The organism is Mycobacterium sp. IDUB_17, assembly GCF_055419465.1.
Window position 1 is genome coordinate 446,569 of the sequence record NZ_JBVAXS010000007.1, and the last position, 12,743, is coordinate 459,311.

At 67.1% G+C, this 12,743-nt stretch carries 13 protein-coding genes and 1 tRNA gene; 7 read left to right on the forward strand and 7 right to left on the reverse strand.

Annotated elements, in window-relative coordinates:
- The first annotated feature begins 10 nt into the window (after positions 1–10).
- Positions 11–583, forward strand: a complete 573-nt coding sequence (locus ACZYZ7_RS27970) for a hypothetical protein (RefSeq protein ID WP_450070122.1) — start codon at positions 11–13, stop codon at positions 581–583.
- A gap of 16 nt (positions 584–599) precedes the next feature.
- Here the strand turns inward: ACZYZ7_RS27970 and ACZYZ7_RS27975 are convergent, their stop codons facing one another.
- On the reverse strand, positions 600–1,232 hold the full coding sequence (locus ACZYZ7_RS27975) for a cutinase family protein (protein WP_450070123.1): 633 nt from the start codon (positions 1,230–1,232) through the stop codon (positions 600–602).
- 149 nt (positions 1,233–1,381) lie between these two features.
- On the opposite strand from ACZYZ7_RS27975, the gene ACZYZ7_RS27980 reads away from it, so the two are divergent.
- Positions 1,382–2,248, forward strand: a complete 867-nt coding sequence (locus ACZYZ7_RS27980) for a CDP-diacylglycerol diphosphatase (RefSeq protein ID WP_450070124.1) — start codon at positions 1,382–1,384, stop codon at positions 2,246–2,248.
- A gap of 68 nt (positions 2,249–2,316) precedes the next feature.
- Here the strand turns inward: ACZYZ7_RS27980 and ACZYZ7_RS27985 are convergent, their stop codons facing one another.
- On the reverse strand, positions 2,317–3,435 hold the full coding sequence (locus ACZYZ7_RS27985) for a hypothetical protein (protein ID WP_450070125.1): 1,119 nt from the start codon (positions 3,433–3,435) through the stop codon (positions 2,317–2,319).
- A gap of 237 nt (positions 3,436–3,672) precedes the next feature.
- On the opposite strand from ACZYZ7_RS27985, the gene ACZYZ7_RS27990 reads away from it, so the two are divergent.
- On the forward strand, positions 3,673–4,644 hold the full coding sequence (locus ACZYZ7_RS27990; protein WP_450070126.1) for a zinc-dependent alcohol dehydrogenase family protein: 972 nt from the start codon (positions 3,673–3,675) through the stop codon (positions 4,642–4,644).
- A 38-nt stretch (positions 4,645–4,682) separates the two neighbouring features.
- Here the strand turns inward: ACZYZ7_RS27990 and ACZYZ7_RS27995 are convergent.
- Positions 4,683–4,756, reverse strand: a tRNA-Leu gene (locus ACZYZ7_RS27995).
- A gap of 117 nt (positions 4,757–4,873) precedes the next feature.
- On the opposite strand from ACZYZ7_RS27995, the gene ACZYZ7_RS28000 reads away from it, so the two are divergent.
- From ACZYZ7_RS28000 to ACZYZ7_RS28015, 4 genes are all read left to right on the forward strand, one after another.
- Complete coding sequence (locus tag ACZYZ7_RS28000) at positions 4,874–5,572, forward strand: hemerythrin domain-containing protein (RefSeq protein WP_450070127.1); 699 nt, start codon at positions 4,874–4,876, stop codon at positions 5,570–5,572.
- A 113-nt stretch (positions 5,573–5,685) separates the two neighbouring features.
- Positions 5,686–6,099, forward strand: a complete 414-nt coding sequence (locus ACZYZ7_RS28005) for a nitroreductase family deazaflavin-dependent oxidoreductase (RefSeq protein WP_450070128.1) — start codon at positions 5,686–5,688, stop codon at positions 6,097–6,099.
- 166 nt (positions 6,100–6,265) lie between these two features.
- On the forward strand, positions 6,266–6,973 hold the full coding sequence (locus tag ACZYZ7_RS28010; RefSeq protein ID WP_450070129.1) for an ABC transporter ATP-binding protein: 708 nt from the start codon (positions 6,266–6,268) through the stop codon (positions 6,971–6,973).
- Positions 6,974–7,101: 128 nt separating this feature from the next.
- Positions 7,102–9,501 (forward strand): ABC transporter permease, encoded by a 2,400-nt coding sequence (locus ACZYZ7_RS28015; RefSeq protein ID WP_450070169.1) that lies wholly within the window; start codon positions 7,102–7,104, stop codon positions 9,499–9,501.
- On the opposite strand, the gene ACZYZ7_RS28020 is transcribed toward ACZYZ7_RS28015, so the two are convergent.
- The 4 genes from ACZYZ7_RS28020 to ACZYZ7_RS28035 all read right to left on the reverse strand — a co-directional run bounded on the left by ACZYZ7_RS28020 (position 9,488) and on the right by ACZYZ7_RS28035 (position 12,732).
- Complete coding sequence (locus ACZYZ7_RS28020) at positions 9,488–10,111, reverse strand: class I SAM-dependent methyltransferase (protein WP_450070130.1); 624 nt, start codon at positions 10,109–10,111, stop codon at positions 9,488–9,490. The genes ACZYZ7_RS28015 and ACZYZ7_RS28020 overlap by 14 nt on opposite strands.
- On the reverse strand, positions 10,108–10,680 hold the full coding sequence (locus tag ACZYZ7_RS28025) for a DUF4389 domain-containing protein (RefSeq protein ID WP_463742257.1): 573 nt from the start codon (positions 10,678–10,680) through the stop codon (positions 10,108–10,110). The genes ACZYZ7_RS28020 and ACZYZ7_RS28025 overlap by 4 nt, the downstream gene beginning before the upstream one ends.
- A gap of 10 nt (positions 10,681–10,690) precedes the next feature.
- Positions 10,691–11,881, reverse strand: coding sequence for an FAD-dependent oxidoreductase (locus ACZYZ7_RS28030; protein ID WP_450070171.1), 1,191 nt, complete (start codon positions 11,879–11,881; stop codon positions 10,691–10,693).
- 116 nt (positions 11,882–11,997) lie between these two features.
- Positions 11,998–12,732, reverse strand: coding sequence for a type III PLP-dependent enzyme domain-containing protein (locus ACZYZ7_RS28035; protein WP_450070131.1), 735 nt, complete (start codon positions 12,730–12,732; stop codon positions 11,998–12,000).
- Positions 12,733–12,743 lie beyond the last annotated feature (11 nt).

Below are 12,743 nucleotides of genomic sequence, written 5' to 3' on the forward strand. Positions count from 1 at the left end.
CGGCAACTCGATGATCAGAGCGACATGCATGGTCGGCGTGGTGGTGGTCGGCTTGTTCCAGCCGGCGATGAGTCATGCCGATCCGTCACCCGCACCGACAGGGGGCACGGTCACTCTGGCGGACCTGCTGTCCGCACCCGTGCCGGCGCTGTGCCGACACGATGCGGGCACGCTGGTGAACGGGCAACTCCCGCCACAGGATTCGCACCCCGGTTCGGTGAGGATCGCCCAGAGAAACGATGAGCCGGACCTGAGCTACAAGGTCGCGTTCGGCAACCTCACCGGCGGCGCCAACACCGATGCCGCGATGGTGACCGACTGCAGCGCCGGTGGGGTGCCGTGGCCAGAGACGGTGCAGCTCTACACGGCCGGACCGACGCTGTTGGGTGGAGTGAACCTGGGCGATATCACCCACAGCCGCGAGGTCGTCACCGACCTGTCGATCAGTGATGGCGTCGCGCACGTGAACTGGCTGGCCAACGGTCCCGACGATGGCGAGTGCTGTCCCACGATCAAGATGGCTGCCGACGTGCGGTGGGACGGCTCCACAGTGAGCGCTCAGAACGTCCGCAGGCTCAACTGACTTTCGCGCGTCCCCGTTAGAGCTTGCTCGCCGCGAAATCGGCTGCCTGCGCGACCTTTCCGGACTGCACGTAGGACACGTGGGCACCCATGTCCCAGCCGCCTTCCCAACAGATCGGGTCAGCTTCGTTGCACTGATCAATCGAGTTGGCGGCGTACTGCGGGGCGAGCGTCGGCAGCGGCATCCCGGAAGCCAGGAGGCCCGAGAAGCTGGTCCGCGGCGCACCGAACAGTGCGGTGGCCGCCACATGATCGGCGGTCTGGGGAGACGCTGCGCTGGTGGCCTGTTCGATGACTGCCGCGCCCTGCGAATAGCCGCCCAGCACCATCTTCGTGTTCGGGCAACTGGCAGCGATGGACTCGATCAGGGACCGCGCCGCGTCGGTGCCGGCCGGGGTGCTGTTGTGGAAGTCGTTGTTGGCCGGGTAATCCACCGCGGCTGCGTCGACGGTGCGCGGGGCTACCCGGGCCCGCAGATCATCGACGAACGGACCGCCGACACTGCCCAGACCAGGCGGTTCATTGGTGCCGCGGGCGAACACCACCTCGACATCGGGGCACGGCGCCGCCGTGGCCGACGCGGGCATCACCATCGGGACAGCTGCGGCGAATGCCGCCAAGGCCAGGATCAAAGCAGGCTTGCTGGTCATACCGATCGATCGTAGGACGGCCGGCGCCGTTCCCCCGATCGGTGGACCCACGATTCGGGCGATTCATGGCCTGACCAGCGGACAGACGCGGCAGCCCTCAACCGGGATGGTGATTTCAACACACCAACACCCACCGAGGGGGACACCGCATGACCACCAACACCACCACCAACCGCATCGGCTTCGTCCGCCGCTTCGCTCTCATCGCCGCAGCGGCGGCGGTGCCGGCAATCGGACTCGGCGTCGCGCCGACCGCCGGCGCACAGGCCGTCGAGTTCGGTCCGTGCGGAAAGAAGGACGACAACGTCGCGCTCTGGAAGGACGTCAAGTACGCCACTCCGCAGCACAAGGACGGCGCCATCGACGTCGTGTTCCCCGGCGGGGACAAGTCCCGCGGCTACGCGGTCCGGCAGGGACATAAGCCGGCCCAGCTCACCGACCTGCTGGTGATCCCGACTGCCCGCGAAACCGGCATCGAATGCGACAACCTGTTGGACGCCAACGCTCCCCACTACTTCAAGGACGCCTTCGAGCAGGCCAGCATTCTGCCGCCAGGCAACCAGGGCCAGGCCCCGGACTGGGCGCTGGGCATCAACTCCGCCGACAACCGCGGCCAGAACCAGCTCCACGTCCACGTGACCCTGCTCGACCCCACGGCCCGCGCCGACATCGACCAGGCCGTCAAGAACCACAAGGTCACCAAGGACGTGAAGGGCTGGAAGGATTCCGTGATCGGCGTGCGCGGGCACACCGAGGTCTCCCAGATCGAGAAGAGCCCCCGCGGCTACCGGGCGTGGAACACCGACAACATGGACCAGAACTTCTTTACCGCGTTGAACACCGACATCGTCGCGCCGCTGAAGAAGGCGGGCGCCGATGTGGGCATGAACAACGAGACCCTGCTGATCACCAAGAACCACCAGGGCCCCGGGTTCATCGTGCTCGCCAGCGATGAGAAGTCCGGCATTGCGCCCTTCGGCGTCAACAACATCGAGCGGCTGCTCGACAAAGGCTGACTCCGTCTCAAACCCAACGGCCACCCGAGTACGGGTGGCCGTTGGTGTTCGGTGCGGAGGTATTCGCGCTATTCGGCGTTGCCGCCTGACGCCGGCTTCGCGTCGTCCTTCTTGCCTTCGTCCTTCTTGTCGTGGACGGCCTTCTTGAACCCGACCGCCTTCGCCTCGTCGACCGCCTTCTTCACCCCGGCGGTTACCCGGTCGTTCAGGCGGTTGACGCTGTAGTCGACCCGCTTCACCGCGCCCTTGACCACGCGGACGGGTCTCTTCGGTGCCGAGTCAGCGACAGGACTATCCGTCACCGCGGAATCTTCAGCCTCCGCAAGCTTTTTCGGGGTGTCCTCCGGCTCAGGCAGCGTCAGGGTGTCCACCACGTCGGGCTGCTTCTCGGTCAACGTCGGAGTGTCGAGCGTGACCGCCCGGAACGGTGCGGAGAGCCCGAGCGTTGTGTCCAACGCGGGGGTACGCAGGTCAGCAGTGTCGAACGTGGGTACCGGTGGCGGTGCGGTTGCCAGCGCGGTAGCGATCCCCAGCTGCGCGGACTCGATGCCAGTGACGATCGACCTGGCGCCGTCGCCGAGGGAGATCAGGAAATTCCTCGTCCCATCGACAGTAGCGTCGACGATATTGCTCAGGTCGAAGGTCAGGACGGCAGCGGCGAGGTCTTGCGTGCCCTGAATGAACGCAGTCGCGACACCGCTGCCCGCAGCAAGAAATCCGTTGGCCACGTCGATGACCGCCTGGGGCCACGCCGCCGACAGCGCCGCCTCGACCACCAGGTACTTCTGGTTGCGCCAGATCGCCGAATCCAGCAGCGGTTGGCCCACTGCGATCACCGAGTCACGGACCGCCTGGGCGAAAGTGTCGAAGGCGCCGACGAAATCGAGGGCGAAGATCTGCTGGACGATTTCCACGGTGACGCCGGGGATGGCCAGCACGGACTGAGCCAGCCCGATGCCGGCCTGACCGAGCCCGCGCAGGTAGACCGCCCAGTTTTCAGCCCAGTTGCGGATCTGCTGCCGGACGATCGGCAGCGTCAGGATGTAGGGAATCTCGATGGCGTTGAGCGCCACCTCCGACGAAGACGAGATTGCCGCGGGCGCGACGGGAATGTCCTTCGCCGGCCACGACGGCGAGATCGGTGCCATCGCCACCGCACTTGCGCCGACGAGCGCCACTCCTGTCATGAGCCACGGGCGTACCGAAACATCCATGCGCAACCCCGATCCTGAGAACCTGAGAATTGACTGAGACAGCCCCGAACACTAGTCCGCTGGGCGGGCCGTGACACGTTGACGCGCCAAATAGGGAAATCGACAGACCTGCCGCCTTGTTCAAGCCGATTGCTTCCGGCGGGGCCGCCGAGAGCGTATCCATTAGGCAGGCTCACACAACGGCCTGATCTCCGATGGAGAGGAACCGACATGCGTGCCATCCGGATGGAGCAGTTCGGCGACCCCGCGCAGATGCTGCGCCTTGTCGACATCGAGGAGCCGCCGCCACCGGGTCCGCATGAGGTTCTGTTGAGCGTTGAGGTCTCGCCGTTGAACAAACACGATCTACTGGTTGTCGCCGGCGCGCTGGCGCGACCACCCCTGCCCCACATACCGGGCGCAGAGGGGGTCGCCCGCGTGCTTGCCACCGGCGCCGAGGTCGATGGACTTCAAGTCGGCGACCTGGTCGTGCTACCCCTGTATGCCGGTGCGTGGCGTGAGCGGCTCGTCGTACCCGCCGATGGCCTGTTCGCACTCCCCGCCGGCGGCAGCATCGAGCAGTACTCGATGCTGGGCAGCAATCCCCCGACAGCAGGGTTGATGCTCAGTGAATGCACCCCCCTGCAGCCCGGTGACTGGGTGGTTCAGAACGCCGCGAACTCCGGTGTGGGACGGTCATTGATCGCGCTGGCCAAACTTCGTGGATTGAAGACGATCAACCTGGTCCGTGACGACACAACGTTCGCCGAGCTCACCGCAGCCGGGGCCGACGTGGTCCACGTCGATGACCCCGATGCGGTCGGCGATGTTCGAGCAGTGATAGGCGACGCCCGGGTGGCGCTGGCAGTCGAAGCCGTCGGCGGTCCGGGAGTGGCGCGGCTGCTCGAATTGCTTTCCGACGGTGGATTGTTGGTCAGCTATTCGTGGGCCAGGGACGAACCCATGTGGGTCGACACCTCGACACTGGTCGGCAAGCACCTCACCGTCCGCGGGTTCTTCGTCGGCGACTTCGACTACCGCGACAAGGTGGTGCCCGTCATTCGTGAGGCGGCACCACTGGTGGCCGACGGCACCCTCGTTGTCCCCGTGGCGGCCGTGTATCCCCTGGACCGCATCCAGGACGCGGTGCAGCATCTCCTCCGTGGCGGCAAGATCCTGCTGAATGTGGCGGGTGACGGTTAGCTGGCGCGTCGATAACGTTGCTACCAGCACTTTTACGGTGCCCCCAGTCGGACTCGAACCGACACTGTGCGGATTTTAAGTCCGCTGCCTCTGCCAATTGGGCTATGGGGGCGATCGGTAGCACCGTACCTGGCCGCCGGGTCGTCACCGGCCACCCCTGAGCGGGACTGCCCCCACATCACAAGCCGAAGCCAAGTCCGCCGCAAGTGCCACCCGGCACGGTAGGCGTATGAACAGCCCCACGCAGCCGACGACTTCCATTCGGGTCACGCCACGCCACGACGGCGACCCCGCTCCTGATCTTCTGGGCATCACCCTGGCCCACCGCGCAATGATCACCGATGTCGGCCGCGTCGCAGAGTTGACCGAGGAAATCGCCGAGGGCCGCATCCTGTGCGCGCCCAACCGCGCGCAGGCAGTGGCGCGATATGTCGATCTGCTGTGCGACTCCATCCATCACCATCACAGGCTCGAGGACCAGGTGTTGTGGCCGGTGATCAACGCCTCCGCCGGGACCGATGTGGACCTGACCGAACTGACCGAAGACCACACGGCGCTGGATCCTCGTCTGGACGGGATACGTGCCTTGGCCAAGTCGTTTGGGCTGTCGGGCGGCCACAACATTGCCGCGATCCCGCTGAAGGCCGCACTCCGAGAGCTGCACACCATGCTGCGCGAGCACATCGCCGACGAGGAGCGTGAGTTGTTCCCGGTGATCCGGCGGCACGTCTCCGTCGCCAACTGGGCCATGGTCGAGAAGGCCGCGCAACGGGGCGGTCGGTTGTCCTTCGACGGGCCGCGCACCCTGGCGGTGATGACCGATGACGAGCGGGCCGCGCTGACCGACGAAGTCAGCCCGGTGCTACTGGCTCTGATCAAGCTGATGGCGGTGCGGCACCGGCGATTCGAGCGCCGGGTGTTCGGCTGAACGGCTCAGAGGATCAGCCGGGGCAACGTCCGCGCGGAGGTGCCGCATTCGCGCGCTTGGGGGTGAGCTTGGTTGAATGTGTCCCAGGGGTGGGACAGCGACGGGGGCCGCATATGCCAAGCAGTATCGCCAATTCGATTGCCGTAGTTGCCGAACGGATCGCGGCAGCACTTGGACCACGGGCGATGCGGGTGATCGCCCACATCAACAAGTACGTCACCAACCCGCTGCAGCGATTGTGGGCAGCCCGGGTGCCGTACATGGCGATCATCGAGCACACCGGCCGGAAGTCCGGCAAGCCGTACCGGACCCCGGTGATGGCCTTCGTCGACAGCAAGTCGGTCTCGGTCGTGCTGAATTACGGCGAGCACTCCGATTGGGTGCGCAATGTGCGGTCCGCCCGTTCGGCCCGGATGACGCACCGCGGCCGCCAGTACCAGCTCACCAATCCCCGCATCATCCCGGCCACCGACCAGAAAGCGCGGTTCGTCGCCACGGTGACGCCGGTTTCGACGCCGGGGTCGTGAAAATCGTGACAACGCGACCCTGGTGTCGAAAGCGACGTCGTGGCCGTCGAATGAGGTGTGTCCGGCAGCAGATGCGCACGCTCGCGCAGATGAGTGGCCAGATAAGGCCAGATGAGGGACACCACCCGGCGTAGGCTGCGCATATCCCGACGCCCGGGAGGCTGCGATGCCCGAACTGGCCATCGAACTGCGCGATGTGGTGCGCGAGTACAAGGTCGGCGGTCAGACAGTGCGCGCTCTCGATGAGATCAGCTTGCGCCTGGCCGGCGGGCAATTCGTGTCGATCATCGGCCCGTCAGGCGCAGGTAAGAGCACGTTGCTGCATCTGCTGGGCGCGCTGGACTCCCCCGATTCCGGCTCGATCACCTTCGACGGCGAGGAGATCGGCCGGCTGGGCGACGAGCAGCAGTCGGCGTTCCGTCACCACCGGGTGGGCTTCGTCTTCCAGTTCTTCAACCTGTTGCCGACCCTGTCGGCCTGGGAGAACGTGGCCGTCCCGAAGCTGCTCGACGGGGTCCGGCTGGGCAAGGTCAAACCGCAGGCCGTGGAACTGCTGGACCGCGTCGGCCTCGGCAATCGGACCGAGCACCGGCCGTCCGAACTGTCCGGCGGCCAGATGCAACGTGTCGCGGTGGCCCGGGCCATGATGATGGACCCGCCGCTGATCCTCGCCGACGAACCCACCGGCAATCTCGATTCGACCACCGGCGCGGCGATCTTGAGCCTGCTGGGCGAGGTCTCCCACGAGGAGGGCCGGGGTCGGTTGGTGGTGATGGTGACCCACAACGCCGACGCGGCGGCGGCCACTGATCGGGTGATCACCCTGCAGGACGGCCGGCTCGGCTCCGACGAGATGTCAGTGGTTCCGGGGTGACGCACCGCGCACGCGAGGAGCATCCCAGACACCCCTCCGCGATAGCTGCCGCAGCGAGTCGGCTCCGGGTGTTCAGCCTGCGCGAACTCACCGTGCACCGGCGGCGCACAATCGCCTCGATCGCCGTAATGGCAGTGTCGGCAATGTATCTCGTCGCGATCCTCGGCATCTTCGGGTCGATCACCGGGTCGGTGAACCGGCTCGCCGACGGAGTCGCCGGCATCGCTGCGCTCGAAGTATCGGGCGTCACCGACGCGGGATTCCCCGACTCCGTCCTGGCCGACGTCGCCAAGGTTCCGGGCGTCGCCACCGCCGCACCGATGATCCGGATGTCCGCGCCCACCGCGACCGAGCCGGTGCTGCTGTTCGGCGCCGACGACCGCAGCCGCGCACTGGAAGGCGCCCTCAAAGATGCGGTCGGGGTGCAGGTTGCCGCGCCGTCCGGCACAGCCGAGGGTGTCCGCGTCGGACCCGCCGTCGGTCACGCGAAAGGCGAGACGTTCCAACTCGGCTCGGGATCGGTGACCGTCGCCGAGGTCCTTGAGGGCAAGCAACTCGCAGACCTCAACGGCGGCCACTACGTGCTGGCTCCACTTCCGTTGGCGCAGAACGTCACTGGCCGACAAGGGCAGCTCGACTCGATCCTGATCACCACCACACCGGGTGCCGACCTCAACACGGTTCGCGACCAGGTCACCGCGGCCGTGAACGGCCGGGCCATCGTCGCCGCGCCGAGCCTGCGGGCCGCCCGGGCCGGAGACGGCGTCAAGTTGATGAACTACATGGCGTTGATGGGCGCGGCGGTCGCGCTGGTGGTCGGCGCGTTCCTGATCTACACGACGATGACCATGGCGATCGCTCAACGCCGCCCGGTCATCTCGATGCTGCGCGCCATCGGAGGCCGGCGCGCGACCATCGTCCGCGACATGCTCGCCGAGGCGACGATCCTCGGGCTGATCGGCGGCACCGTCGGCTCCCTGCTCGGAATAGCACTGGGCCGCATGGCGATCGGCCGGCTTCCACCGACGGTGACGCAGGGCCTCGAAGCCCGCATCGAGTACTGGCTGCCCAGCTACGCGATCCCGGTGGCCATCGCCGCCACCGCATTGACCAGTGTGGCGGCGTCGGCGATGGCGGCCCGGCAGGTGTACAAGGTCTCGCCCATCGAGGCGCTGGCCCCGGTCGGGGTTTCGGCCGCGGACAACGTTCCGCGCTGGCTGCGCGTCACCGTCGGAATCGCGGCCGTGGCGGCGCTGGCCGCGTCAATCCTGATCGTGTTCTACCAACCGGGATCCCTGGCGTTCGTGGCCATCGCCGCGTTGTTCACCGCGCAGATCGCGCTCGGTTTCGCGCTCGCCGGGCCCATCGTCAAGGCCACCGCCGCCGTGGCACGCCTGTTCGGCTCGGCCGGCGCCCTGGCCGCGGCGACGGTCGAACGTGCCCCTCGGCGCGTGTGGGCGACCGTGATGACCGTGCTGATCGCCGTCGTCACGACCGTGGTGATCACCGGGACGAACAACGACATGATCCGGTCGGCGCGTGACGTCTTCGCGCCGGTCGCCGACGTCGATGTCTGGGTGAGTGCCAATTCGCCAGACCAGTACCCCACCGGCCTACTGCCGCAAGGTCTTTCCGAGAAGGTGGCCGGGGTGCCCGGGGTCGCGACGGTCACCGAAGGGGCCCTGGGTTTCGCCGTCGTCGGCGGCACCCGCGTCATGCTCGACGGATTCGCCGCCGGCAGCCACGACGCCCTCTTCCGCGCCCTCGATGACCGGGTCCGCACCGACGCGCTGGCCGGCCGCGGCGTGGTGCTCTCGCAGAACCTGGGGAAGACGCTCGACGTCCGGGTGGGTGACGAACTGGAGTTGCAGACCCCGCACGGCCCGCAGCGCACGACGGTGCTGGCCCTGGTGCCCTACTTCTCGACGGTGATCGGCACCGTCGGGATGAGCCTCGATCAGATGCGCGCGTGGTTCGACCGGCCGGGCGCGACGACACTGCAGGTCACCGCGGCCGAGGGCACCAATCGCGACCGGCTCCTGGCCGACGTCCGAGCTGTGGTGCCCGCGCCGAACTACACCTACGACGGCCGGACCGCGCTGGCCGGCCTCGAGGCGCCGCTGCACCAGAGCATGCTGATCGCCAATGCCGTGTGGATCATCGTGGTGTTCGTCGCCGCCGTCGCGCTGCTGAACACACTGACACTGTCGGTGCTCGAGCGGCGCCGTGAGATCGGGGTCCTGCGGGCGATGGGATCCAGCCGCCGCTACACGTTGGCCATGGTGCTGGCCGAGGCAGCGGCCATCGGCATCGTGGGCGGAGTCCTGGGGTTGCTGATCGGGCTCGTCGATCAATGGCTGTTCAGCCTGGTCAGCGGGGACATCATGAATTTCAACGTCACGTTCCGGCCGAGTCCGATGGCGCTGGTCTTCACTCTCGGCGCACTGGCGATCAGCCTGCTGGGGTCGTTGCCGCCGGCGCGACGGGCCGCGCGGCTCAACATCATCGAGGCCGTCAGCGTCGAATAGTCGCGACTCCCCGCAGATGGGGCGTGCACGGCGGCGGCACCAACGTCCGGCGGGTGCTGCGCAGGCCGCTGGTGTCGAATCCCGCTGCGGCGATGGCGTCGACGGTGCGGCGGTTCGGCTCGCAGCCCGACGACAACCACGACCACGGTCCCGCGATCAGGTCCTGGAACCGCCCCATCAAGCCTTCACCACGCACATGCTCGAGCACCACCAACCGGCCATCGGGCGCCAGCACGCGCCGGATCTCGGCGAGCGTGGCCGCCACATCGTCAACCGAACACAACACCAGACCGACGTGGACCGAGTCGAAACTGTTGTCCGGAAAAGGAATCGATTCACCCGATCCGTCTACGACATCGGCGTCGACACCGTGGCGCCGGGCCAGGGCACACGCCATCCGCCGCATCGCCGCATCCGGCTCCACCGCTGCCACTGAGGTCACCGCGGCAGGCAGGAACAGCAGATCGGTTCCCGGACCGAGCCCCACCAACAGCAAGCGGCCCGTGGCATGGCTCATCGCCTCCCGACGGTACCGGCGATAGAACAGCCGGTCGAACACCGGCATGCCGAACCGATACACGTACGGGAACAACGGATTACGACGCCTCAATCCAGGCCCCCCAGATCCATTCGAAACGGTGGGTATTCGTCCCTCATCAGCGACACGTACACGGCGACCCGGTAACGCCATCGCACGATTCCCATCAGGAGGTCGAACATGCTCTGCGAGACCGTCCCCCGGACTAGCAGCCGCACCGCGGAGATGACGCAAAGTACTTGCAGCGGAGCCTCCATCGCCCAGCACATGATGATCTGCGGCAGCGCCAGCAGCCACCACTTGACCAGCACCGCCCCTCTGGAGAGCTGTTCGGGATAGTCGACCTGGAGATCGCCCGGATAGTCGGGCTGGGGTTTGAGGGTGAACGGCGGGTACCTGTCGGTGGTGTTCATCGGGAACCGGTAATTCATCACCCGCCACGACCAGCGCAGCACTCCGACGTTGAAATCGAACAGGACACGCGGATACCGGCCGGTGAACAGGATCGCGATACCCGCGGCGAGCACCACCAGCGGGTACACCAGGTAGAGGCCGATGAGGATCGGGTAGTGCGGCACGGCCAGCACACACCATTTGACGAGCCACAGCCGGTTCGACGGCGCATCGATCGCACCCCGCACCCGTACGGCCTCAGCGGGCATGTTCATCACTGCCGGCGGTGGTCGCGGCGGCGAGGCCCCGGTTGATCTCCGCAGCCATCCGGCGGTGGCTCACCGCCCGCAGGAACGTCGCCAACACCCAGGTCATGGCCCGGTCCGGCACCATCGCCGCCGGCCGCAGCACGGCCTCACCGTGCGACACCTGCAACGAGGCCACCCGGGACACCGCTGCGACCCGGCGGTGGCGCGTCTTCTCGTACCAGCGCAGCGCGCCGAGCAGATCGCCGTTGGCACCCCGGCGGAAATCCGAAATGGCCTTGCACAACACCATCGTGTCGAGCAACGCCTGGTTGGTTCCCTGCGCCAGCGTCGGCGGCATCGTGTGGGCCGCATCGCCCAACAACGTCAACGCGCCGTGGCCCGGCCCGGGGATGGGATGGCGGAAATGCGGATAGGGCGAGCGGGCCAGATCAGCGTCGGTCAACGTCGCGAGCACGCGATCGACCAAATCGGACCACCCGGTGAAATTGGCGCGGATCACCTCGATCGGGCGTTCCGGCCTGACAAAGTCCGGCGACCACGGCAGATCGAACCACCACTGCACCTCGGTGCCTCCGGCCGGCCACAGGCCGAGGTTCCCGCGCTCCCCGACGATGACGAAGGCGACGCGCCGATCCGCGCCGTCCGGGAGCGTGGCCAGTCCTTGCCAACTGCACCAGCCCGTCGGCTCCGCGTGCCGTGCGCCGACGATCTCGCGAACCTTGGAGTGCAGGCCGTCGGCGCCGATCACCAGATCTCCTTCGGCACAACTGCCGTCGGCGAAATCGACCCGCACCCCACGGCTACCGTTTGCGACCCCGACCACCTGGGAATTGCACCGAATCCGTTGGGCCGGAAAACCTTCCAGCAGGCGTTCGAGGAGCACCCGGCGTGGAACCATTCGAACCGGCGCGCCCATCCGATTCACGATCGCGGTCACGTCCAGGGTGGTCATCGGGCGTCCCGTCGACGTCATCACCCGCACGGTGGACAGCTCCTGACCGGCGCCCTTCATCCCGACGCCGAGCTGGCGTAGCACAGTTTCGCCGTTGGACCAGATGGTGACGGCGCCGCCACCGGCCCGCACCTCAGGGCGCTGCTCGAACACCGCGACGTCATGACCGTCCCGCAACAATCCGCGAGCGATGGAGATGCCACCCACCCCGGCGCCGACAACGAGGATCCGCAGCGGCCCTTGCGGCGCTGACTGGACGTGGTGCCGACCCTGGGGCCGATTGGAGCCCACGGCTCAATTTATGTCCGGTGCAGGGCCGCTGTACAGGTTTGTTCGGTTCCGGCCTAGCGAGATCCGCCCAGCCCAGCCGAGATGACCACCACCGGCCGCGGGAAACGCAGCGTCGCGCAGGCATCATCGAGTGTCATCTCAATGGATCGCCCCAGCTCGGACAGGTCATCGGGGCCCGTGGTGAAGTCGAACCCACCGCCGCCGATCCACACCCGAGTGAGCACGACAGCGTGTGTCCGGCGAATGTCAGCCATCTGCGCGATCAGTTCACCGACCGCATCCGGAAAACCGGTGAAACAGTCCTCACCCGAACCGATTTCGCGATATACACCGACAAGGTCGAGCCGAGGCCCGTTCAGGACCGCGCTCACGGTGTCGGCAGCCGTCGCACCGAGGATCACCCGCTGCCGACGGTGCCGCACGGCACAGGAGACCAGCAGATGAACCTGCTCGACGCTGTTGGCCACCACCCGGCCCACCCCGAGGTTGGCGCTACAGAACACCAGTTCGTCACCGTCGAACCCGTCGGCGTGCACCACCAGGCGCATCGGATGGATACCCGTCCCGATCGCCGCCGCCAGATCTCCGCTGCTGCGCACCTCGACGGCCAGACCGTGATCGCGAGCCCATCTGGCCACGCTGTTGTCCCGCAGCGCCCCGGCCGGCAGGGCCAGCTCAACGGGATCAAGCGAGCGACACCACGTGGCGCACCGGTGCATCGCCTCGTGCTCGGGCGAGCGCGGCGGCATCGCCGTCGATGTGGACCACAACCCTGTCGTCAGTGTCACCAGAACCTCTT

Bases quoted from the DNA above. Each gene is read 5' to 3' on its own strand.
- ACZYZ7_RS27970 (WP_450070122.1), top strand. From the start codon at position 11: ATGATCAGAGCGACATGCATGGTCGGCGTGGTGGTGGTCGGCTTGTTC.
- ACZYZ7_RS27975 (WP_450070123.1), bottom strand. From the start codon at position 1,232: ATGACCAGCAAGCCTGCTTTGATCCTGGCCTTGGCGGCATTCGCCGCA.
- ACZYZ7_RS27980 (WP_450070124.1), top strand. From the start codon at position 1,382: ATGACCACCAACACCACCACCAACCGCATCGGCTTCGTCCGCCGCTTC.
- ACZYZ7_RS27985 (WP_450070125.1), bottom strand. From the start codon at position 3,435: ATGACAGGAGTGGCGCTCGTCGGCGCAAGTGCGGTGGCGATGGCACCG.
- ACZYZ7_RS27990 (WP_450070126.1), top strand. From the start codon at position 3,673: ATGCGTGCCATCCGGATGGAGCAGTTCGGCGACCCCGCGCAGATGCTG.
- ACZYZ7_RS28000 (WP_450070127.1), top strand. From the start codon at position 4,874: ATGAACAGCCCCACGCAGCCGACGACTTCCATTCGGGTCACGCCACGC.
- ACZYZ7_RS28005 (WP_450070128.1), top strand. From the start codon at position 5,686: ATGCCAAGCAGTATCGCCAATTCGATTGCCGTAGTTGCCGAACGGATC.
- ACZYZ7_RS28010 (WP_450070129.1), top strand. From the start codon at position 6,266: ATGCCCGAACTGGCCATCGAACTGCGCGATGTGGTGCGCGAGTACAAG.
- ACZYZ7_RS28015 (WP_450070169.1), top strand. From the start codon at position 7,102: ATGGCAGTGTCGGCAATGTATCTCGTCGCGATCCTCGGCATCTTCGGG.